The 20,413-nt window shown below is 69.4% G+C and carries 19 protein-coding genes and 1 pseudogene; 15 read left to right on the forward strand and 5 right to left on the reverse strand.

Translation table 11 applies throughout. From position 1 onward, the window contains the following. The 5 genes and pseudogenes from ACFQ4E_RS18940 to ACFQ4E_RS18960 form a co-directional block, all read left to right on the forward strand. Positions 1–270: pseudogene (locus ACFQ4E_RS18940) on the forward strand (cell division protein FtsZ); the annotation flags it as partial. Positions 271–558: 288 nt separating this feature from the next. Continuing rightward, entirely contained in the window at positions 559–1,479 is a 921-nt protein-coding gene (gene lpxC, locus ACFQ4E_RS18945; RefSeq protein WP_386806100.1) for a UDP-3-O-acyl-N-acetylglucosamine deacetylase, read from the forward strand. Positions 1,480–1,602: 123 nt separating this feature from the next. Then, entirely contained in the window at positions 1,603–2,451 is an 849-nt protein-coding gene (locus ACFQ4E_RS18950; RefSeq protein WP_386806101.1) for an outer membrane protein assembly factor BamD, read from the forward strand. Positions 2,452–2,476: 25 nt separating this feature from the next. Further along, positions 2,477–4,123: a DNA repair protein RecN gene (gene recN, locus ACFQ4E_RS18955; protein WP_386806102.1), complete on the forward strand. Its 1,647-nt coding sequence runs from the start codon at positions 2,477–2,479 to the stop codon at positions 4,121–4,123. A gap of 228 nt (positions 4,124–4,351) precedes the next feature. Then, positions 4,352–6,031 carry a chloride channel protein gene (locus tag ACFQ4E_RS18960; protein ID WP_386806103.1) on the forward strand — a complete coding sequence of 560 codons (1,680 nt, stop codon included), beginning with the start codon at positions 4,352–4,354 and terminating at the stop codon, positions 6,029–6,031. Between the two features lie 15 nt (positions 6,032–6,046). On the opposite strand, the gene ACFQ4E_RS18965 is transcribed toward ACFQ4E_RS18960, so the two are convergent. The 4 genes from ACFQ4E_RS18965 to ACFQ4E_RS18980 form a co-directional block, all read right to left on the reverse strand. Beyond that, entirely contained in the window at positions 6,047–6,391 is a 345-nt protein-coding gene (locus ACFQ4E_RS18965) for a DUF427 domain-containing protein (protein ID WP_386806104.1), read from the reverse strand. Positions 6,392–6,454: 63 nt separating this feature from the next. Then, positions 6,455–8,239 carry an aminopeptidase P family protein gene (locus tag ACFQ4E_RS18970; protein WP_386806105.1) on the reverse strand — a complete coding sequence of 595 codons (1,785 nt, stop codon included), beginning with the start codon at positions 8,237–8,239 and terminating at the stop codon, positions 6,455–6,457. Positions 8,240–8,411: 172 nt separating this feature from the next. After that, complete coding sequence (cobT, locus tag ACFQ4E_RS18975; protein WP_386806106.1) at positions 8,412–10,286, reverse strand: cobaltochelatase subunit CobT; 1,875 nt, start codon at positions 10,284–10,286, stop codon at positions 8,412–8,414. Positions 10,287–10,390: 104 nt separating this feature from the next. Next, positions 10,391–10,786: a hypothetical protein gene (locus ACFQ4E_RS18980; RefSeq protein ID WP_386806107.1), complete on the reverse strand. Its 396-nt coding sequence runs from the start codon at positions 10,784–10,786 to the stop codon at positions 10,391–10,393. A gap of 138 nt (positions 10,787–10,924) precedes the next feature. Between ACFQ4E_RS18980 and ACFQ4E_RS18985 the strand changes: the two genes are divergently transcribed. Together ACFQ4E_RS18985 and ACFQ4E_RS18990 are read left to right on the forward strand one after the other, a co-directional pair. Next, on the forward strand, positions 10,925–11,737 hold the full coding sequence (locus tag ACFQ4E_RS18985) for a TIGR00282 family metallophosphoesterase (RefSeq protein WP_386806108.1): 813 nt from the start codon (positions 10,925–10,927) through the stop codon (positions 11,735–11,737). Positions 11,738–11,832: 95 nt separating this feature from the next. Continuing rightward, positions 11,833–13,617, forward strand: a complete 1,785-nt coding sequence (locus tag ACFQ4E_RS18990; protein WP_386806109.1) for an SLC13 family permease — start codon at positions 11,833–11,835, stop codon at positions 13,615–13,617. Here ACFQ4E_RS18990 and ACFQ4E_RS18995 read toward each other — a convergent pair. After that, positions 13,608–14,342, reverse strand: a complete 735-nt coding sequence (locus ACFQ4E_RS18995) for a glutamine amidotransferase (protein ID WP_386806110.1) — start codon at positions 14,340–14,342, stop codon at positions 13,608–13,610. The genes ACFQ4E_RS18990 and ACFQ4E_RS18995 overlap by 10 nt on opposite strands. Before the next feature lie 209 nt (positions 14,343–14,551). Between ACFQ4E_RS18995 and ACFQ4E_RS19000 the strand changes: the two genes are divergently transcribed. The 8 genes from ACFQ4E_RS19000 to ACFQ4E_RS19035 all read left to right on the forward strand — a co-directional run. Beyond that, positions 14,552–14,911 (forward strand): hypothetical protein, encoded by a 360-nt coding sequence (locus ACFQ4E_RS19000; protein WP_386806111.1) that lies wholly within the window; start codon positions 14,552–14,554, stop codon positions 14,909–14,911. Further along, positions 14,814–16,175 (forward strand): DNA-packaging protein, encoded by a 1,362-nt coding sequence (locus ACFQ4E_RS19005; protein ID WP_449280316.1) that lies wholly within the window; start codon positions 14,814–14,816, stop codon positions 16,173–16,175. The genes ACFQ4E_RS19000 and ACFQ4E_RS19005 overlap by 98 nt, the downstream gene beginning before the upstream one ends. 87 nt (positions 16,176–16,262) lie before the next feature. Continuing rightward, complete coding sequence (locus ACFQ4E_RS19010) at positions 16,263–17,441, forward strand: phage portal protein (protein ID WP_386806113.1); 1,179 nt, start codon at positions 16,263–16,265, stop codon at positions 17,439–17,441. Position 17,442: 1 nt separating this feature from the next. Then, complete coding sequence (locus tag ACFQ4E_RS19015; protein WP_386806114.1) at positions 17,443–17,658, forward strand: GTA head formation protein, RCAP_rcc01685 family; 216 nt, start codon at positions 17,443–17,445, stop codon at positions 17,656–17,658. A gap of 77 nt (positions 17,659–17,735) precedes the next feature. Then, entirely contained in the window at positions 17,736–18,281 is a 546-nt protein-coding gene (locus tag ACFQ4E_RS19020) for an HK97 family phage prohead protease (protein ID WP_386806115.1), read from the forward strand. A 33-nt stretch (positions 18,282–18,314) separates the two neighbouring features. Beyond that, on the forward strand, positions 18,315–19,499 hold the full coding sequence (locus ACFQ4E_RS19025) for a phage major capsid protein (RefSeq protein ID WP_386806116.1): 1,185 nt from the start codon (positions 18,315–18,317) through the stop codon (positions 19,497–19,499). A 159-nt stretch (positions 19,500–19,658) separates the two neighbouring features. Continuing rightward, entirely contained in the window at positions 19,659–20,249 is a 591-nt protein-coding gene (locus ACFQ4E_RS19030) for a head-tail connector protein (RefSeq protein WP_386806117.1), read from the forward strand. Further along, a partial coding sequence (locus tag ACFQ4E_RS19035) for a head-tail adaptor protein (RefSeq protein WP_386806118.1) occupies positions 20,246–20,413 on the forward strand: 168 nt, incomplete at its 3' end. The genes ACFQ4E_RS19030 and ACFQ4E_RS19035, both read left to right, overlap by 4 nt.

A 20,413-nucleotide genomic window follows, 5' to 3' on the forward strand; every position in this document is an offset into this window, starting at 1 on the left:
CAGGCCGCTGCCGCCCGGGCCCGTCCCGAGGGGCAGGGCGCGTCGCGTCCCGCACCCCGCGCCGCCGCCGCCGAGCAGGACAAGCCGCGCTTCGGGATCAACTCGCTGATCAACCGGATGACCGGTTCGGGCTACGAGGCTCCGGCTGCCGCCGCGCGCCGCCAGCCCCCGGTCCAATCGCGTCAGACCGCCCCGGTGGTCGATCACGACGACGAGCCGGAAGACGATCGCATCGAGATCCCGGCCTTCCTGCGGCGCCAGGCCAACTAAACTTCGTGAGTTTCACCGCTGGAACGCCCCCTCTTCGGAGGGGGTGTTTCTTTTTGTAATCAGGCGCTTACATGAGTTTTCCACAGGGGCGGCGAAGCCTCGCCGATGGATCGCTCACGATATTTCAGAGCGTTGCAATCTTTGATTTGAGAGCGCGGGCCCGGATCCTTAGCTAGGCTGTGCAGCATTGGGGCAACTGCCGGAGCGCGCGTGACAGAGGGTCGCGGCGGGAACCGGACAGGCGGTATGGACCGTTTCTTCCCTGTGCAGGACAGACGAGGCCGCTTCATGCAGACGACGCTCCGCGCACCGATCACGTTCCAAGGCCAGGGCCTCCATTCGGGCCGTCCGGCCAAGATGACCGTGCGTCCGGCTGGCGCGCATCACGGGATCTGGTTCCGCCGCACCGACATTCTTGTCGGCGACACGCTCGTGCCCGCGCGCTGGGATGCGGTCGAGCGCTCGCCGCTCTGCACCCGCATCCGCAACGGCGTCGGCGTCGAGGTCTCGACCATCGAGCATGTCATGGCGGCTCTGGCGGGATGCGGCATCCACAACGCCCTGATCGAGATCGACGGCCCCGAGGTTCCGATCCTCGACGGCTCCGCCGCGCCTTTCGTGCGCGGCTTCCTGACCCGTGGCCTGCGGATGTTGAACGCGCCCGTTGTGGCCATTCAGGTTCTGACTGGCGTCGAGGTTCATACCGACCAGGGCTGGGCGCGGCTGACGCCGTCGGACGGGCTCGTGATGGATTTCCACATCGCCTTCGACGATGCGGCCATCGGCACCCAGGATCGCCGTCTCGACCTGCGCAACGGCGCCTTCGTCCGCGAGCTCTGCGACAGCCGCACCTTCTGCCGCCTCTCCGAGGTCGAGGAGATGCGCGCGAACGGTCTCGCCTTGGGCGGCACCTACGAGAACGCCGTGGTCGTCGATGGCGACGCGGTCCTCTCGCCCGGCGGGTTGCGCCACGCGGACGAGGCCGTGCGGCACAAGATGCTCGACGCGCTTGGCGACCTTGCGCTGGCGGGGGCACCGATCCTTGGCCATTTCACGGGGCACAAGGCGGGTCATTCGATGACCAACCTTCTCCTGCACGAGCTTTTCCGCGCCGACGGGGCCTATCGCCTCGTGGAATGCGACAGCGCCCAGCGGGCGCGGCTGCCGGGTGTCGGTGCGCAGCTCGACGAGATGCCCGCCGTCGCCTGAGGCGTGGCGGTCGCGACTGCGCGAGCATGCGGCCATAACCCGTTTTGCACCGCAAATTTCTGTGCTAGGACCGAGCCAAGTGACGGGGCGATGCCCGGTCGGAAGACGCAGGGTGATCGAGCAATGGCAGGCGGCAAAGCGCGCAAAGCGGTGATCGGGGCGACCTTGGCCGCACTGGCGCTTTCGGGATGCGGCGGGGCCCTCGGCAATCGTCCGCAGCCCCAACAGCTCGAAGCCTTCACGGCCGAGCAGATCTACGAGCGCGGCGAGTTCGAGATCAATCGCAATTCCCCGGACGAGGCGGCCTTCTATTTCGGCGAGGTCGAGCGGCTCTATCCCTATTCGGACTGGGCCAAGCGCGCGCTGATCATGCAGGCCTATGCCTACCATCTCGACAAGGATTACGAGAACAGCCGCGGCGCGGCGCAGCGCTACATCGATTTCTATCCGACCGACGATGACGCCGCCTACGCCCAGTACCTACTGGCGCTCTCCTATTACGACCAGATCGACCTCGTCGGACGCGACCAGGGCCTCACCTTCCAGGCGCTGCAGGCGCTTCGCACGGTGATCGAGCGCTATCCCGACAGCGAATATGCGCGCTCCTCGATCCTGAAATTCGATCTCGCCTTCGATCACCTCGCGGGCAAGGAGATGGAGGTCGGCCGCTACTACCTGAAGCGCCGCCACTATCCCGCCGCGATCAACCGCTTCCGCGTCGTGGTCGAGGATTTCCAGACCACCACTCACACGCCCGAAGCGCTCTACCGGCTGGTCGAGGCCTATCTGTCGCTCGGTCTCGTGAACGAGGCGCAGACCGCCGGTGCGATCCTCGGCTACAACTACCAGTCGACCGAATGGTACGAGGACGCCTATGCGCTGCTCACCGGCCGCGGGCTCGAGGCGCGGGTCTTCGGCGATAGTTGGCTGACCCGGATCTACCGCCAGATGGTCAAGGGCGAGTGGCTCTGACAGCCACCGCGCCGGGGGCAGGGTAATGCTGCGCGCGCTCGAAATACGCGACATGCTGATCATCGACCGGCTGGAGCTGGAGCTCCGGCCCGGTCTGAACGTGCTGACCGGCGAGACCGGGGCGGGCAAGTCGATCCTGCTCGACAGCCTGGGCTTTGTCCTGGGCTGGCGCGGGCGCGCCGAGCTTGTCCGCCAGGGCGCCGAGCAGGGCGAGGTGACGGCGGTGTTCGACCTGGCGCCGGATCATCCGGCGCGCGGGGTTCTCGAAGAGGCAGGACTGCCGGTCTCGGACGAGCTGATCCTGCGCCGCGTCAACACCCGCGACGGGCGCAAGACCGCTTGGGTCAACGATCGGCGCAGCTCGGGCGAGGTCCTGCGCGCGCTCTCGGACCGGCTGGTGGAGCTTCACGGACAGCATGACGACCGCGGTCTTCTGAACCCGCGCGGCCACCGGGCGCTGCTCGACGCCTTCGCCGGGGCGGAGGGGGAGCTTGCCGAGACCCGCTCTGCCTGGAGCGCGCTCAGCCGCGCCGAGACGGCGCTCTCCGAGGCCGAGGCGCGTCTCGCGGCGGCGCGCGCCGAAGAGGAGTTCCTGCGCCACGCGGTCGCCGAGCTCGACACGCTTGGGCCGGAGCCCGGAGAAGAAGCGGCGCTCGATGCCGCGCGCCGCCGGATGCAGGCCGCCGAGCGCATCCGCGACGACATCGCGCGCGCCCATCAGGCGCTGGAGAAAGGCGCCGAGCCCGCCATGGGCGACGCCACCCGCTGGCTCGACGGCGTGGCCGACAGCGCCGAGGGCGGGCTCGAGGCTCCGCTCGCGGCGCTCGAACGCGCGATGACCGAGCTGGGCGAGGCGATGGCCGGGATCGAGACCTGTCTCGACGGGCTGAGCTTCGACGCATCCGCGCTCGAGACCACCGAAGAGCGGCTCTTCGCCCTCCGCGCGCTGGCCCGGAAGCACCAGGTGCTGCCCGAAGAGCTGCCATCGCTCGCCGAGACGCTGAAGGCGCGGCTCGACGCGCTCGACCAGGGCGCGGCGGATCTGGCCGCGCTTACCGCCGCGCGCAAGGAGGCGGCGCGCCGCTACGACCAGGCGGCCGAGGCACTCTCGGCGCGCCGCCGCAACGCGGCCTCGGCGCTCGATGCGGCGGTCACGGGCGAGCTTGCACCGTTGAAGATGGAGCGCGCGGTTTTCGCGACCGAGATCGGCGCCGCCCCGGACGGCCCGGAGGGCCGCGATGCGGTGCAGTTCACCACCGCCACCAACCCCGGCGCGCCCTCGGGGCCGCTCAACCGGATCGCCTCGGGCGGCGAGCTCAGCCGATTCCTCCTGGCGCTCAAAGTGGCGCTCTCGGAGCGCGATGCGGGCGTCACGATGATCTTCGACGAGATCGACCGCGGGGTTGGCGGCGCGACCGCCGATGCGGTCGGCCGCCGCCTTGCGCGACTGGCGGAGCAGGGGCAGGTGCTCGTCGTCACCCACAGCCCGCAGGTCGCCGCGCTCGGGGCGCATCACTGGCGGGTGGAGAAACGCGTGGCGGATGGCGCGACGCTCTCGACCGTGACGCCGCTCGACCCCACCGCCCGCGAGGACGAGATCGCCCGGATGCTTGCGGGCGACACGGTCACGACTGAGGCGCGCGCCGCCGCCCGGGCCTTGCTGGCGGGCTGAGCCCCGCGCCTTCGGTCCGCCACAGGCGGGTCCCGCAGGCCATCCCACGCGCTGGACCCCTCACTTGCGCGCCGCGCCATGCTCTTCATCTGTCTGCAAAATATCCCGGGGAGCGCGAGGGGCAGGCCCCTCGCATCGGGCCGCGCCACAGGCGCGGCCTAATCCCGGCGCGCCCCCTTCACCCAACGCGCCAAAGTCCCTAGCAAGGGACAAAAGCGGACGGCGGAGATGGACGGACCCACAAGCTCCCGGCGGCAGAGGATCGGCGCGCGGATTTCGCGCGGCTGGGATCTGTTGCGCCATCAAGGGCCGGGACAGATCCAGTTCTGGTTCATCGCGCTCGCGATCGGGGTTGCGGCGGGGTTCGCGGCGCTGCTTTTCCGGATCGCCATCGAGCGGCTGCAAACCGCGGTCTATGGCACCGACGACCCGAACCTCCTCGCGAGCTTCGCCGAGACGTTGCCCTGGTACTGGGTCGTCGCGATCCCCGTGACAGGAGGGTTGGTCGTCGGTGCAATCCTGCATCTCTTCACGCCCGAGGGCCGCCTGCGCAGCGTCGCCGACGTGATCGAGGGGGCGGCGCTCAATGACGGGCGAGTCGAGAAGAAGGCCGGCATCGCCTCGGCGCTCTGTTCCTGGATCACGCTCTCGACCGGGGGGTCGACGGGCCGCGAAGGCCCGGTCGTCCATATCGCCGCGATGATCTCGAGCTGGGTGTCGAACCTTCTGAAGGTCGACGGCATCACCGGGCGCGACCTTCTGGGCTGCGCGGTGGCCGCCGCGGTCTCGGCGAGCTTCAACGCGCCCATCGCGGGCGCGCTCTTTGCGCTCGAGGTCGTCTTGCGGCATTTCGCGCTCCACGCCTTCGCGCCCATCGTCGTGGCCTCGGCGGCGGGCACGGTGATCAACCGTCTGGCCTTCGGCGATGTGACCGAGTTCCGCCTGCCGGGCACCACGGTGATCGAGTTCTATCTCGAGCTTCCGGCCTTCCTGATCCTCGGCCTCGTCTCGGGCATCGTCGCGGTGATCACCATGCGCGCGATCTTCGTCTCCGACGATCTCGGCACGCGGTTGCAACGGCGCCTCGGCCTGCCGCATCTCCTGCGCCCCGCGGTTGCCGGGCTCCTGCTCGGGCTCGCGGCGATCTTCTATCCGCATATCATCGGCGTCGGCTACGAGACGACCTCGCGCGCGCTGACCGGCCAGCTTCTCTTCCACGAGGCGGTGATCTTCACCGTGCTCAAGGTCGCGGCGCTCGCGGTGACCATGGCGGGACGGATGGGCGGCGGGGTCTTCTCGCCCTCGCTGATGATCGGGGCGCTGACGGGCCTCGCCTTCGGCATCCTCGCGACGGGGCTCTTTCCCGACCAGTCCGGCACCGCGACGCTCTATGCGCTTGCGGGCATGGGGGCGGTGGCCGCGGCGGTTCTCGGCGCGCCGATCTCGACGACGCTGATCGTGTTCGAGCTGACCGGGGACTGGCAGACCGGGCTCGCGGTGATGGTCTCGGTCTCGCTCTCGACCGCCGTCGCCTCACGGCTGATCGACCGAAGCTTCTTCCTGACCCAGCTCGAGCGGCGCAATGTCCACCTCGCGGCGGGGCCGCAGGCCTATCTCCTGGCGATGTTCCGGGTCGCGGGTGTGATGCGGAAGCCGACCGATCTCAGCGCCGCCGAGGAAGACGCCTGCCTCGAGATGATCGGGCAGGGGCTCTATGTCGCGCCCTCCGCGACGCTCGAGACCGCGCTGCCGCTCTTCGACCGCTCCGGCGCGGCCTGCCTGCCGGTCGCCGTGCCCTCGGACACTCCCGAAGAGCGCCCCATCCTGCAGGGCGCGCTCTTCCATCTCGACGCGCTCAAGGCCTATAACCGCGCCCTCGCCGCAACTGCGGCCGAGGAGCACAGCTGATCCAATCGGCCCGTTTCAGAGCTGTTCGACCATCACCTCGTCCTGGGTGTAGAAGGCGAGGTAGTCCTTGATCCGCGCGACACTTTCCTTGGGGTCCTCGTAGGTCCAGACCGCGTCCTCGTAGGTCCGGCTCTTCGACATGATCGAATAGTAGTTCGCCGTTCCCTTCTTCGGGCACTCCGTCGTCGTGTCTGTCCGATCCAGGAGCGCCATGGCGATATCCTTGCGCGGGAAATAGATCACCGGCGCCAGGTTGCCTTCGCTCAGCTCAAGCGCATCGGCGCTTTCGCCCAGAACCGCGCCACCGGCGCGCACGACCCAGGTGCCCTCGGCCGGGCGGATGGTGATATCGTCGCTCATCTCGTCTCTCCCTTGTCTTGTTTTATCTTGCCCTGTCTGTCGTTGCTTCGCGACAGGGTCATGTCAGAGCGGCTCGGTGGCCGCGATCAGCCAGTCCCGGACCGTGCCTTCGACCAGTGGCTCCAGCCGCGCGCGACAGGTGGCGTGGTAGGCGTCGAGCCAGTCGCGCTCGGGCCGGGTCAGCATCTCCGGCACCACGAGGCGCCGGTCGATCGGCACATAGGTCAGTGTCTCGAAGACGAACATCTCCTCGACGGTGCCACCCGGCAGGTCCGGGGCCCGGGCCACGGCGATGAGGTTCTCGATCCGGATACCATAGGCCCCCTCGCGATAGAAGCCCGGCTCGTTCGACAGGATCATGCCCGGCTCGAACGGGACCGTGCCTGTGCGGGCCAGTCGCTGCGGCCCTTCATGGACCGAGAGATAGACGCCGACCCCGTGGCCAGTGCCATGCCCGTAATCGAGCCCCGCCTCCCAGAGCGGCGCGCGGGCGAAGGCGTCGAGATCGCGGCCCGCGAGGCCCTTGGGCCAGCGCAGCCGCGAGATCGCGATCATGCCGCGGAGGACCCGGGTGAAATTCTGCCGCTCCTCCTCGCCAACCTGGCCGATGGGCACGGTGCGGGTGATGTCGGTGGTTCCGTCGGCATATTGCCCACCGGAATCGACCAGGAGAAGCTGCCCGGCCTCGAGGGCCGCGTCGGTTCTCTCGGTCACCCGGTAATGCACGATGGCGCCATGCGCGCCTGCCCCGGCGATGGTGTCGAAGCTGATGTCGAGCAGTTCGTTGCCCGCCCGGCGCTCGGCCTCGAGCTTGCGGACCACGGCGATCTCGGTCAGATCGCCCGGCGCCTCGGCATCGAGCCAGGCGAGAAACCGCACCATCGCGGCGCCGTCGCGGAGCTGGGCGGCGCGCATGCCCGCAAGCTCGGCCTCGGTCTTGCGCGCCTTCGGCAGAAGGCAGGGATCCTCGCCCTCGATGATCTTCAGCCCGGCATCGGCGAGGATCTGCGCGAGCGCCACGGGGCAACTGGCCGGGTCGATCCGCACCGGACCGTCGAGCCCGGCAAGCGCGTCGCCGAGGCTCTGGGGCGGGGCGACCGTGACCTGGGCCCCGAGGTGATCGCCAAGCTCTTCGAGCTTCCCGGCCTCGACGAAGAGGGTCACCCGCGCATCCCCATGCAGGATCGCCATCGCGTGGGGGACCGGGTTGCGGGGAATGTCGCTGCCGCGGATGTTCAGAAGCCAGGCGACGCTGTCGGGCAGGGTGATGACCGCGTGGCGCGCACCGCCCAGCCCCTGCGCCAGGTCGGCGATCTTGTCGGCGTGCGCGCGCCCGGCCAGGCTCTCGGGATGGGCGCGGATGCGGCCCATGGGCGGCGCGGGGCGGTCGGTCCAGACCCGGTCGATCAGGTTCTCGCAGGGCACCAGGGCAATCTGCCCGAGCGCCTCGGAAAGCTTGCGCTTCTGCTCGACGGTCACGAGCCAGGGGTCGAAGCCGATCCGGCCCGCGCCCCCAAGCGCCCCGGTGATCCACTCGGCCAGCCCGGTCTCCGGCCAATGGACGATCTCGAACGCCTCGGCCGCCTGCGCCCGGGCCTGCACCCGGTAGCGCCCGTCGACGAAGAGCCCGGCGCGCTCCGCAAGCGCCACGCACCACCCGGCGGAGCCGGTGAAGCCCGTGAGCCAGGCCAAACGCTCGTCGGTGGGCGCGACATATTCGCCCTGGAACCGGTCCGCCCGGGGCACCAGCCAGCCCGAGAGCCCCTCGCGGGCCAGCTCCGCGCGCAGACTCTCCAGCCGGGGCGGTCCCTGTTCGGGGCGCGCGCTGTCCTCGAAGCTCTGGAACATCTCACCTCGCTTGCCGCATGCGGGGCGGCCCTTGGGTTTCATCTGTCCGGAAATATCCCGGGGGTGAATTGGACCTTTGGTCCAAGAGGGGGCTGGCCCCCTGCCGCCGCCGCAAGGCCCCTTGGGGCCGCAGCGGCAGGACATGCGCGGGCCAAAGGCCCGCACCGCCGGATCACGAGGCCCGCTTGATGCCCATCATCCGGGCACGGGCGCGGGGATCGCTGTCGAAGAGCGAGGCGAGCTGCTCGGTCATCGCACCGGCCAACTGCTCGACATCGGTGATGGTCACCGCGCGGTCGTAATAGCGGGTGACGTCATGACCGATGCCGATCGCCAGAAGCTCGACCTGCCGCTTGCGCTCGACCATCGCGATCACGTCGCGGAGGTGCTTTTCGAGGAAGTTCGCCGGGTTGACCGACAGCGTCGAGTCGTCGACCGGCGCGCCGTCCGAGATCACCATCAGGATCTTGCGCTGCTCGGGACGACCTGCGAGCCGCCGATGCGCCCATTCGAGCGCCTCGCCGTCGATGTTTTCCTTCAGGAGCCCCTCTTTCATCATCAGGCCGAGATTGGCGCGGGCCCGGCGCCAGGGCGCGTCGGCGCCCTTGTAGATGATGTGGCGAAGATCGTTCAGGCGGCCGGGCTGCTGCTCGCGGCCCTCGTTCAGCCATTTCTCGCGCGCCATCCCGCCTTTCCAGGCGCGGGTGGTGAAGCCCAGGATCTCGACCTTGACGTCGCAGCGCTCGAGCGTGCGGGCGAGGACATCGGCGCAGATCGCCGCGATCGAGATCGGTCGGCCGCGCATCGAGCCGGAATTGTCGAGAAGGAGCGTCACCACGGTGTCTCGGAACTCCATGTCCTTCTCGACCTTGAAGCTCAGCGGCGTCGTGGGGTTCGCGACGACCCGGGCCAGCCGTCCGGCATCGAGGATGCCTTCCTCGCGGTCGAACTCCCAGCTGCGGTTCTGCTTGGCCTGGAGCCGCCGCTGCAGCTTGTTGGCGAGACGCGACACGGCACCCTTCAGGGGTTCGAGCTGCTGGTCGAGATAGGCGCGCAGCCGTTCGAGCTCGGCCGGATCGGCCAGCTCCTCGGCGCGGATCTCCTCGTCATGGGTGGTGTCGAAGACCTTGTAGTTCGGATCGGCATCCGAGACCGGGGGCGGGGCGGGCGGCTCCTGAGAGGCTTCGCCCTCGGGCATCTCGACCTCGTCGCCCAGCTCCTGCTCGGCGGCGTCGTCCATCGAAACCTGCGCCTGGCTCGGGTCCTGGGTCTGCTCCTGGCTCTGGTCGGGCGAGGCGTCGGCCTCTTCGCCCTCGTCCTCGTCGCCGGTGGAATCGGGCTCTTCCTGCTCGTCGGCGCCGTCCTCGGCCTGGTCCTCCGCCTCGTCATCGAGCGCGTCGGGGTCGTCACCCAGCTGGTCGCCATAGCCGAGATCGGTGATCACCTGGCGGGTGAAGCGGGCGAACTCGGCCTGGTCGCCGATCTTCCCGGCGATATCCTCGAGCGTCGTTCCCGCCTCTTTCTCGATATGGGGCCGCCAGAGCTCCATCACGTTCTTCGCATCGGCCGGAAGCTCGCGCCCGGTGGCCAGGTGACGCACGAGATACCCGGCGGCGGTGGCGAGCGGCACGTCGGAGGCCTCGCGCACCTCGCCATAGCCCTTGCGGGCGGCGTCATGGGCGATCTTGGCGTCGATATTGCCCGCGGTGCCGGGCATGTCGCGGGCGCCGACGGCCTCGCAGCGCGCGGTCTCCATCGCCTCGTAGATCTCGCGCGCCATCTCGCCCGAGGGCTGGTAGCGGGCGTGGGTCTGGCCGTTGTGGTAGCGGCGGTTCATCGCCAGCGCGTCGGCGGTGCCGCGCGCCAGCATGACCTCGTCGCGGGTCATCCGCCGCGACACCTGCGGCAGGCGCATGCTCTCGCCGGAGAGGCCCGAGGGATCGACCGAGTAGCTGACCTGCAGATCGCGGTCATGCGCCATGGTCTTGGTCGCTTCGGCAAGCGCCTTCTTGAACGGGTCGGCGGGGTTGTCGGAACGCTGTGACATGGCTCCGGTTGTCCTCTCTGGCCCGGGGATTGGCAAGAGGTCAAACCGTCGCCGCAGGCACCGAGTTCCACGACGCCCGGGCTTTCAGCACCGTGCGGGCGGGCTCAGGACAAGAGAAGGCCCGTGCAGCCCGCGCGCAGCCGGTCGGCATGGACCCGCGCGAGCCTGCGCCGCTCGGGGTCGAGGTGGAAGGCGGCAAGCTGCAAAAGATGCGCCTGGTGGGCCTTGGCGCGCAGGCGATGGTCCAGAAGGAGGGGCCCGGGAACGGCATGGGGCAGGGCGTCGAGCACGTCGTCGAAGGCAAGGCCCTGCGCTTCGGTCCCGGCGTCATGGGTGCCGTCGAGCCAGCCATGTTCGAGATGCGCGCGCAGCCGTCCGGCGCAATCGGCGAAGATATAGGCCTGCCGGTCGGCCCGGGTGTCGGGCCCGTCGGCCACTGCTGCACAGGGACCGGCCAAGAGGGCCAGCACAGCGAGGGATGTTTTCAGAACGCCCGTCATATGCACATGTTTGCACGCATCGCGCACAAAAATAGGGCGGTTTGAAAACTTTTCTGGAAGGCGTTGCCGCGATCCCTCTCTCCGCGCGGCGGGTGATTGCCGCTTTGCATTCGCCTGCGTTCCCGCTACGCAGCGGGTATGAAGATCCTCTTTCTCGGCGATGTGATGGGGCGGGCCGGCCGCAGCGCGATCCGCGACACGCTTCCGCGCCTCAAGCAGGAGTGGAAGCTCGATTTCGTCATCGTCAACGGCGAGAACGCGTCGAACGGGGCGGGGCTGACGCCGGACCACGCCAAGCTTCTCTTCGAGGCCGGGGCCGATTGCGTGACATTGGGCGACCATGCCTTCGACCAGAAGGAGATGCTTGGCCATATCGACAGCGACAGCCGCATCCTGCGGCCGCTGAACTACGCCAAGGGAGCGCCCGGGCGCGGTCACCGGCTCTTCCAGGACGGGCGAGGGCGCAAGGTGCTGGTGGCGCAGGTGCTGGGGCAGGTCTTCATGAAGCGGCCCTTCGACGATCCGTTCTCGGCGATGGAGACGGTGCTCAAGGCGCACCCGCTGGGCGGGCAGGCGCAGGCCATCGTGGTCGACATGCATTGCGAGGCGACCTCGGAGAAGATGGCGATGGGCCATTTCTGCGACGGCCGCGCCAGCCTCGTCGTCGGCACGCATACCCATGTTCCGACGGCGGATGCGCAGATCCTCAAGGGCGGCACCGCTTTTCTCAGCGATGCGGGGATGTGCGGCGATTACGATTCGGTCATCGGCATGGACAAGGTCGAGCCGATGCGCCGCTTCATCACCGGGATGCCCAAGGCCCGGTTCCAGCCCGCGCTCGACGAGGCGACGCTCTGCGGCGTCTATGTCGAGACCGACGACCGCACCGGGCGCGCCACACGGATCGAGATGGTGCGCCAGGGCGGACGGCTGGCGCAGGCCGGGCCCTGATCCGAACGGGGCCGACGCCCCGCCACCTGTCGCGCTTGTCAGCCTTGGGCGCAGCCGACACTATGCCCTGATTGCCAGCGGAATCACGGAGCGACATGGACGTTTTGCAAATCGGCGCAGACGCGCAGGCCTATGTCACGCTCGGCGTGATCGGCGTGATGTTCGCGCTTTTCATCAGCGAGCTCTACCCGACCGAGGTTGTGGCCATCGGCGGTGTCGCGGTGCTCTTGGGCCTCGGCCTTCTGCCCTATGACGCCGCGCTCGACGTGCTGGCCAACCCCGCGCCCTGGACCATCGCGGCGATGTTCCTGGTGATGGGGGCGCTGGTGAGGACCGGGGCCTTGGCCTCGGTGACCACCTATGCGCAGGCCGAGGCGCAGAAGCGCCCGCGCGTCGCGATGGCGGGCATCATGGCGCTGGTGGTGGTCGCCTCGGCCTTCATGAACAACACTCCGGTCGTGGTGGTGATGCTGCCGATCTTCGTGCAGCTCTCCAAGGTGATCGGCGTGTCGCCCTCCAAGCTGTTGATCCCGCTCAGCTATGCCGCGATCCTCGGCGGCACGCTGACGCTGATCGGCACCTCGACGAACCTGCTGGTCGACGGGGTCGCCCGCTCGCGCGGGCTCGAGCCCTTCACCATCTTCGAGGTCACGCCTCTGGCCATCGTGCTGGTGATCTGGGGCATGCTCTACCTGCGGCTCGTGGGGCGCTGGTTGCTGCCCGAGCGGACCAGCATGGCCGGGATGCTGTCGGACCGGAGCCGGATGAAGTTCTTCACCGAGGCGGTGATCCCGCCCGACTCGGACCTTATCGGGCGCGAGGTGCTGGGGGTGCAGCTCTTCAAGCGCGAGGGCGTGCGGCTCGTCGACGTGGTCCGCGGCGACCTGTCGCTCCGGCGCAATCTCGAGGCCGTCGAGCTGCAGGTGGGCGACCGCGTGGTGCTCCGGACGCAGATGACCGAGCTTCTGGGACTGCAGAGGAACAAGTCGCTGCGGCGCGTCGATCAGGTCTCCTCGGTCGAGACCACGACCGTCGAGGTGCTGATCACGCCGGGCTGCAAGATGGTGGGCCGGTCGCTCGGCGCGCTGCGGCTCCGCCGCCGGTTCGGCGTCTATCCGCTGGCGGTGCATCGCCGGAACCAGAATATCGGCCGCCAGCTCGACGATCTCGTCGTGCGCGTGGGCGATACGCTGCTTCTCGAAGGCGCGCCTGCCGATATCAAGCGGCTGGCCGACGAGATGGACCTCGTCGATGTCTCGCAGCCGACCGCACGCGCCTATCGCCGCGGCCATGCGCCGATCGCGCTCAGCGCGCTCGCGGGCATCGTGATCCTGTCGGCCCTGGGCGTCGCGCCCATCCTCGCGCTCTCGGTCATCGCCGTCGCGGTGGTCCTCTTGACGCGCTGCGTCGACAGCGACGAGGCGTTCTCCTTCATCGAAGGCCAGCTTCTGGCGCTGATCTTCGCGATGCTCGCCATCGGCGCGGCGCTGGAAAGCTCGGGCGCGGTCGAGCTGATCGTGAACGCGCTGGCGCCGATCGTGTCGCAGCTTCACGGGGTGTTCATCGTCTGGGCGATCTTCCTGATGACCTCGATCCTGACTGAGATGGTGTCGAACAACGCGGTCGCGGTGGTGATCACGCCCATCGCCATCAGCCTCGCGCAGGCCCTGGGGATCGACCCGAGGCCGCTCGTGGTCGCGGTCATGGTGGCGGCGTCCTGCAGCTTCGCGACGCCCATCGGCTACCAGACCAACACGCTGGTCTATGGTCCGGGCGGCTACAGTTTCCTCGATTTCTGCAAGGTGGGCATCCCGCTCAACCTGTCGGTCGGCGTGCTCTCGGCGCTCCTGATCCCGCTGATCTGGCCACTTCAGCCGTAGCGACGGGCGAAGGCCTCGAGGATCTTGCGCGGCTCGGTGACGGGCGCGTTGAGGCAGACATCGGCCAGCGCATCGGCCTCTTCCGGCGCGAAATAGCCGTAGCTTTTGTAGATCTGGACGCGCTGGGCGAAGTCCTGCGGGGCCGCCTCGGGGTGGAACTGGGTGGCGTAGACGTTCTGGCCGTAGCGGATCATCTGGAACGGGCAGGGGTCTGAGCGGACGAGGTGAACCGCCCCCTCGGGCAGGTGCTGGACGGCCTCCTTGTGGCCGGTGAAGGCGGCGAAGCCGTCGGCGAGGCCTTCGAGAAGCGGATCGACGCGGCCCGCGTCGGTGAGCGCGCAGGGCACGGCGCTGACCGCTTCGCCGTAGCGCTCCTTCGAGACCTCGGCGCCCAGGTGATGGGCGAGGATGCCGATGCCGTAGCAGCAGCCCATGAAGGGCAGATCGCCCTCGGTGATCGCGGGCATGAGCGACAGGCAGGCCGCTTCGATGCGCGCCGAGAGCGGTGACTTTGTCTCGGGCGGATCGCTGACGCAGCCCGGGCCGCCGCCGACGATGGTGCCCGCGTAATCGGCCGGGTCGAGCCCGTCGGGCAGGTTTTCGCGGTCGAGGCGAATGCGGTGGACGCGCGCCTCGTCGAGACCGGTCGCGGCCAGGATCGACGCGTGTTCGGCGTCGGAGGCATCGGTCTCGGGGCGGAGCTGGAGCAGCAGGAAACGGGCCATCCCACAGGCTTAGCGCGCGCCGCGGCGCGGCGCTAGGGGGTGCTGTGCGGTCACCTTAAGAGCGGGTGCCAGCGTTCGGTCGAGAAACGATTTTTGCGTGTTGCGCCTGTAGAAGGGGCAGGCGTCGAGAAGACGGGACGGGCGGTCGGATCGGGAAGGACCGCACGCAGGGGCATCGGCGAGCCTCCTCAGAGAAGGACCAAGGACCGATGACCGAAGAGACTGAAGACGACCAGGTGACGCCCGAACTGGGCGAGTTGACCGAGTTATGCCGCGACCTTGTGACCGTGCTCGGCAGCCTGCGCACGCAATTGCGCGAGGCGGTGGCGACCGGTCTCTACCGGCTCGAGGGGATCGAGCAGGCGCGCGGCACCGACAAGCTTCTGAGCGATGCGCGCCACTGGCTGAAGCTGGCGGGCGAGGCGCAGAAGCAGCTTCTGGAGATCGAGAAACGGAAGGCGGGAATTAGCGATGGATACGCCCTCGACCTGGAGGCGGCCGGAGAAGAGATCCGTTGCCGCCTCGATCGCCTGCGCGGATGCTGCGGAGCTGGAGAAAGCGCTGGATGAGATGGACCGGGGAGCGCTGATGGCGCTCCCCTACATGTTCTCGTTCTGGGCGATGCCGCATCAATGGCCGCCCGAGGGCGAATGGCGCACTTGGGTGATCCTCGGTGGGCGCGGCGCGGGCAAGACACGCGCGGGCTCGGAATGGGTGCGCGCGCAGGTCGAGGGATCGCGTCCGCGCGACCCCGGCACGTGCCGCCGCGTGGCGCTGGTGGGCGAGACCTTCGACCAGGTGCGCGAGGTGATGGTGTTCGGCGAGAGCGGCATCCTTGCCTGTTCGCCGCCCGACCGCCGTCCGGTCTGGCAGGCGACGCGGCGCTGCCTGGTCTGGCCGAACGGCGCCGAAGCGATGGCCTTTACAGCGCAGGAGCCCGAGGCGCTGCGCGGGCCGCAGTTCGACTGCGCCTGGGCCGATGAGCTGGCGAAATGGAAAAAGGCACAGGAGACCTGGGACATGCTGCAATTCGCGCTGCGGCTCGGGGCCGCGCCCCGGGTCTGCGTGACAACGACGCCGCGCACGACCGGCCTGATGAAGCGGCTGATCGAGCAGGGCTCGACCGTGCTGACCCACGGCGCGACCTCGGTCAACGCCGCCAATCTCGCCGCCTCTTACATGACCGAGGTGACCGAGCGCTACGGCGGCACGACGCTTGGGCGGCAGGAGCTCGACGGGCTTTTCATCGAGGATATCGACGGCGCGCTCTGGACCCATGCGATGCTCGACGCGGCGCGCATCGAGGAGGTGCCGGAGTGTTCGCGCATCGTGGTGGCGGTCGATCCGCCCGCGACGAGCGGCGCCAAGAGCGATCTCTGCGGGATCGTGGTCGCGGGCCGGATCGCCGGGAGCGAGCGGCTTGCGGTCTTGCAGGATGCCAGCCTCAAGCAGGCGAGTCCCAACCAGTGGTGCGAGGCGGTCCTGCGGGTGCGCGAGAACTGGGGCGCGTCGCGGATCGTGGTGGAGACGAACCAGGGCGGCGACATGGTCGCGGGCATGCTGCGCTCCATCGACCCTTACGCCCCGGTTTCGGGCGTCCGGGCGAGCCAGTCGAAAGGCGCCCGGGCCGAGCCGGTGGCGCTGCTCTACGAGCGCGGGCAGGTGGCGCATGTCGCGGGCCTAGACGAGCTCGAGGCGCAGATGTGCCTGATGACCGCCTGCGGCTACGAGGGGCAGGGCTCGCCCGACCGGCTGGATGCGCTGGTCTGGGCGCTCCACGCGCTGACGAGCGGCGGGCGGGGCAGCGGTCCGAGCCTGCGCGCGGTGGGGTGAACGCATCTTAACGAAGACCCTCTAGAACGGCTTTCAACGACGGGGCGCGGGTTAGGGCCCTCGGGACAATCAAGGAGCGAGAGCGGCATGTTTCACCTCTTCCGGCAGACCGAGACCGAGACCGCGGTGGCGCCCGAGGCCAAGGCCAGCGCCACCGGTCCGGCCGTGGCGCGCGCCAGCGCGGGCCGCATCGCCTGGTCGCCGCGCGACACCGTTTCGCTGACGCGGCAGGGGTTCGCGGGCAACCCGGTGGTGTTCCGCGCGGTCAAGCTGATCGCCGAGGCCGCCGCGGCGCTGCCTCTGGTCCTGCAGGATGCCGAGCGTCGCTTCGAGGCGCATCCGGTGCTGGCGCTCCTGGCGCGCCCGAACGAGGGGCAGGGCCGCGCCGAGCTGATGGAGGCGCTCTACGGCCAGCTTCTCCTGTCGGGCGACGGCTATCTCGAGGCGGTCTCGGACGGGGCCGAGGTCCGCGAGCTGCACGTTCTGCGCTCGGACCGGATGCGGCTGGTGCCCGGGGCGGATGGCTGGCCGGTGGCCTATGAGTACAGTGTCGGCGGGGCCACCCATCGCTTCGATGTGAGCGGTGCGCAGAAGCCCGTCTGTCATATCCGCAACTTCCACCCGCAGGACGACCATTACGGCTTCTCGCCGATGCAGGCCGCGGCGGCGGCGATGGATGTGCACAACGCCGCCTCGCGCTGGTCGAAGGGGCTTCTCGACAACGCCGCGCGTCCTTCGGGCGCGATCATCTATGGCGGGCCGGACGGGCAGTCGCAGCTGACGCCCGAGCAATACGACCGGCTCCAGGCCGAGATCGAGGGCTACCACCAGGGCGCGCGCAATGCCGGTCGGCCGATGCTTCTCGAAGGCGGGCTCGACTGGCGGCCGATGGGGTTCTCTCCGGCCGACATGGAGTTCCAGAAGACGAAAGAGGCGGCGGCGCGCGAGATCGCGGTGGCCTTCGGGGTGCCGCCGATGCTTCTGGGCATCCCCGGCGAGGCGACCTTCGCCAATTACCAGGAGGCGCATCGGGCGTTCTACCGGCTGACGGTCCTGCCGCTGGCCACGCGCGTGGCCGCGCGGCTCGCGGCCTGGCTCTCGGCGGGAACGGGCGAGGCGCTGGTCCTGAAGCCCGATCTCGACCAGGTGCCGGCGCTCGCAGCCGAACGCGACGCGCAATGGGCGCGGGTGGCGGGGGCGGAGTTCCTGAGCCAGGCCGAGAAGCGTGCGCTCCTGGGGCTGCCCGCGCTGGCGGATGGAGAGTGAGATGCGCACGCGCGAGGCCTTCGATTGCGCGCCGGGCTTGCGGCTCAGCGCCCATGAGCGGCTCTCGGAGCTGCAGTTCGACCAGCTGGGCCAGAGGCTCGACCGGATCGAGGCGCTGATCGAGCGGATGGAGCGGCGGCTGTGGCTGACGGTTTACGGCGTGGTCGCGGTGATCCTGGCGCAGGCGGTGCAGGGGTTTCTCGCGGTCGGTCCCTGAGGGGCCGAAAAACGAAGCGTTTTTCGCGCGCTTTCCGGTTCGGAAAGCGGCGCCCGGCGACGGAGATAGGAGAGACGATGGATCTGGAGCACAAGTTCTGCCGACTGGACGGCGCGGGCGTGACCGTCACCGACGAGGCCGGGATCGAAGGCTATGCCTCGCTCTTCGGCGAGACCGACCAGGGCGGCGACGCGGTGGCGCCGGGCGCCTATGCCGCATCGCTCGCCCGGCTCACGGGCGGCGGCCGCTCGGTCAAGCTCCTCTGGCAGCACGACCCCGCCCAGCCCATCGGCGTCTGGGACGAGATCCGCGAGGATGCGCGGGGTCTCTTCGTCCGCGGGCGTCTTCTGCCGGGCGTCGCCCGCGCATGCGAGGCGCTGGAGCTCCTGCGCGCGGGCGCCATCGACGGGCTGTCGATCGGCTACCGCACGCGGCGCGCCCGGAAGACCGAGGGCGGCGGGCGGCTCCTGACCGAACTGGAGCTCTGGGAGGTCTCTCTCGTGACCTTCCCGATGCTCTCCAGTGCCCGGGTCGCGGCCAAGGGGGACGACCCCGAGACCGCCGCCTGGCGCGGCATGGCGCAGGCGCTCGGCGCGCTGCGCCGCGAGATGGCGGGCGGCTGACGCGCGCCGGGACGAAGCGAAGGACATCGACACATGCAGCAGACCGAGACGCATTCTCGGGCCGGGGAGGATCTGTCCCCGGTCGTCCAGGTGGGCACCGCGATCGCGGGTCTCGTCGAGGATATCCGGGCCCTCCGGGCCGATCTCTACGAAAAACTTCAGCAACAGGAAGAGCGCGTGACCATGCTTGATCGCAAATCCCAACCGGCCCTCCAGCGGCCCGCCCTGTCCACCGCGGTCGATCGCGACGCGCCCCATCGCGCGGCCTTCGACGCCTATCTGCGCCACGGCGACGATGACGGCCTGCGCGGTCTCGAGCTCGAAGGCAAGGCGCTGAGCACCGCGGTCAATTCCGATGGCGGCTATCTCGTCGATCCGGCCACCTCCGAGACGGTGCGCGCGACGCTGGCCTCGACCGCGTCGCTCCGGGCCATCGCCCAGGTCGTGCAGGTCGAGGCGGCAAGCTTCGACGTGCTGATCGACCGCAACGACATCGGCTCGGGCTGGGCCAGCGAGAGCGGCGCGGCAACCGAGACCGGCACGCCGACCATCGACCGCATCTCGATCCCGCTCCACGAGCTGAACGCGCTGCCGAAGGCGAGCCAGCGGCTGCTCGACGACTCGGCCTTCGATGTCGAGGGCTGGCTCGCGGGCCGCATCGCCGACACCTTCTCGCGCGCCGAGGCCGCGGCCTTCGTCAGCGGCGACGGCAATGACAAGCCGGTGGGCTTCCTGACCCATCCGCAGGTCGATGACGAGATCTGGGAATGGGGCAATCTCGGTTACGTGCCGACCGGCGTGGCCGGGAGCGTGGGCGACGGCGATGCGCTGATCGACCTCGTCTATGCGCTGGGCGCGCAGTACCGCGCCAAGGCGAGCTTCGTGATGAACTCGAAGACCGCCGGGGCGCTGCGCAAGCTCAAGGATGCCGATGGCCGGCATCTCTGGTCCGATGGCCTCGCCGCGGGCGAGCCCGCGCGGCTTCTGGGCTACCCGGTGCTGATCGCCGAGGACATGCCCGAGATCGGTGACGGCGCCACGCCCATCGCCTTCGGCGATTTCGGCGCGGGCTACACCATCGCCGAGCGCCCGGATCTGCGCGTGCTGCGCGATCCGTTCTCGTCGAAGCCGCATGTGCTCTTCTACGCGACCAAGCGCGTCGGCGGCGACGTGTCGGATTTCGCGGCGATCAAGCTCTTGCGCACCGCGACGGCCTGACCGCCGGACTGAGACGGGGGAGAGGGGCGCCCTGCGCACCCCGATCCCCCTTGCCCGGGCGCGCAGGCAGTGAAGCTCGCGTTGCTCTGCTGCTCCTCTCCGTCCGAGCAACGAGAGTGCTGCGCGCCCGATCCGACGACCCGTTTGCGGAGACAGATGATGATCCTGACCGAGGAGACATTCGTGCCCGAAGGGGCGCTGCCGGTCGACGCGCTCAAGCGGCATTTGCGGCTGGGCACCGGCTTTGACGAGGACGACGTGCAGGACGCGGTGCTGGCCTCGTTCCTGCGCGCCAGCCTCGCCGCGATCGAGGCGCGCACCGGCAAGGCGCTGATCGCGCGCCGGTTCCTGCTGACCCTTCCGGCCTGGAGCGATCCCTGCGCGCAAGCGCTGCCGCTCGCGCCGGTCTCCGAGGTGATCTCCGTCACGCGGATCGACCGGTTCGGCGCCGCGACCGAGCTGGCGCTGACCGCGCTGCGGCTCGAGCTCGACGCCCACCGCCCGCGTCTCGTCGCGCGCAGCGGTCTGCCCGCGCTGGGCGAGGGCGGACGGGCCGAGCTGCGGCTGGTCGCGGGCTATGCCGAGAGCTTCGGCGATCTGCCCGCCGATCTGGCACAGGCGGTGCTGCTTCTGGCGGCGCATTACTACGAATATCGCGACGAGACCGCGCTCGGGCAGGGATGCATGCCCTTCGGCGTGACGGCGCTTCTCCAGCGCTACCGGCAGGTCCGCATGGGGTTCGCGTCATGAGCGCGCCGCGGCTGACCCAGGCGCTCGGTCTCGAGACGCCGACGCGCCAGAGCGACGGCGCGGGCGGGTTCACCGAGGGCTGGCAGGCGCTCGGCACGCTCTGGGCCGAGCTGACGCCGCGCTCGGGCCGCGACGCGAAAAGCCCTGCGGGCACCATTGCCCGG

It is taken from the genome of Litorisediminicola beolgyonensis, from assembly GCF_042679605.1.
GTDB classification, from domain to species: Bacteria; Pseudomonadota; Alphaproteobacteria; order Rhodobacterales; family Rhodobacteraceae; genus Litorisediminicola; species Litorisediminicola beolgyonensis.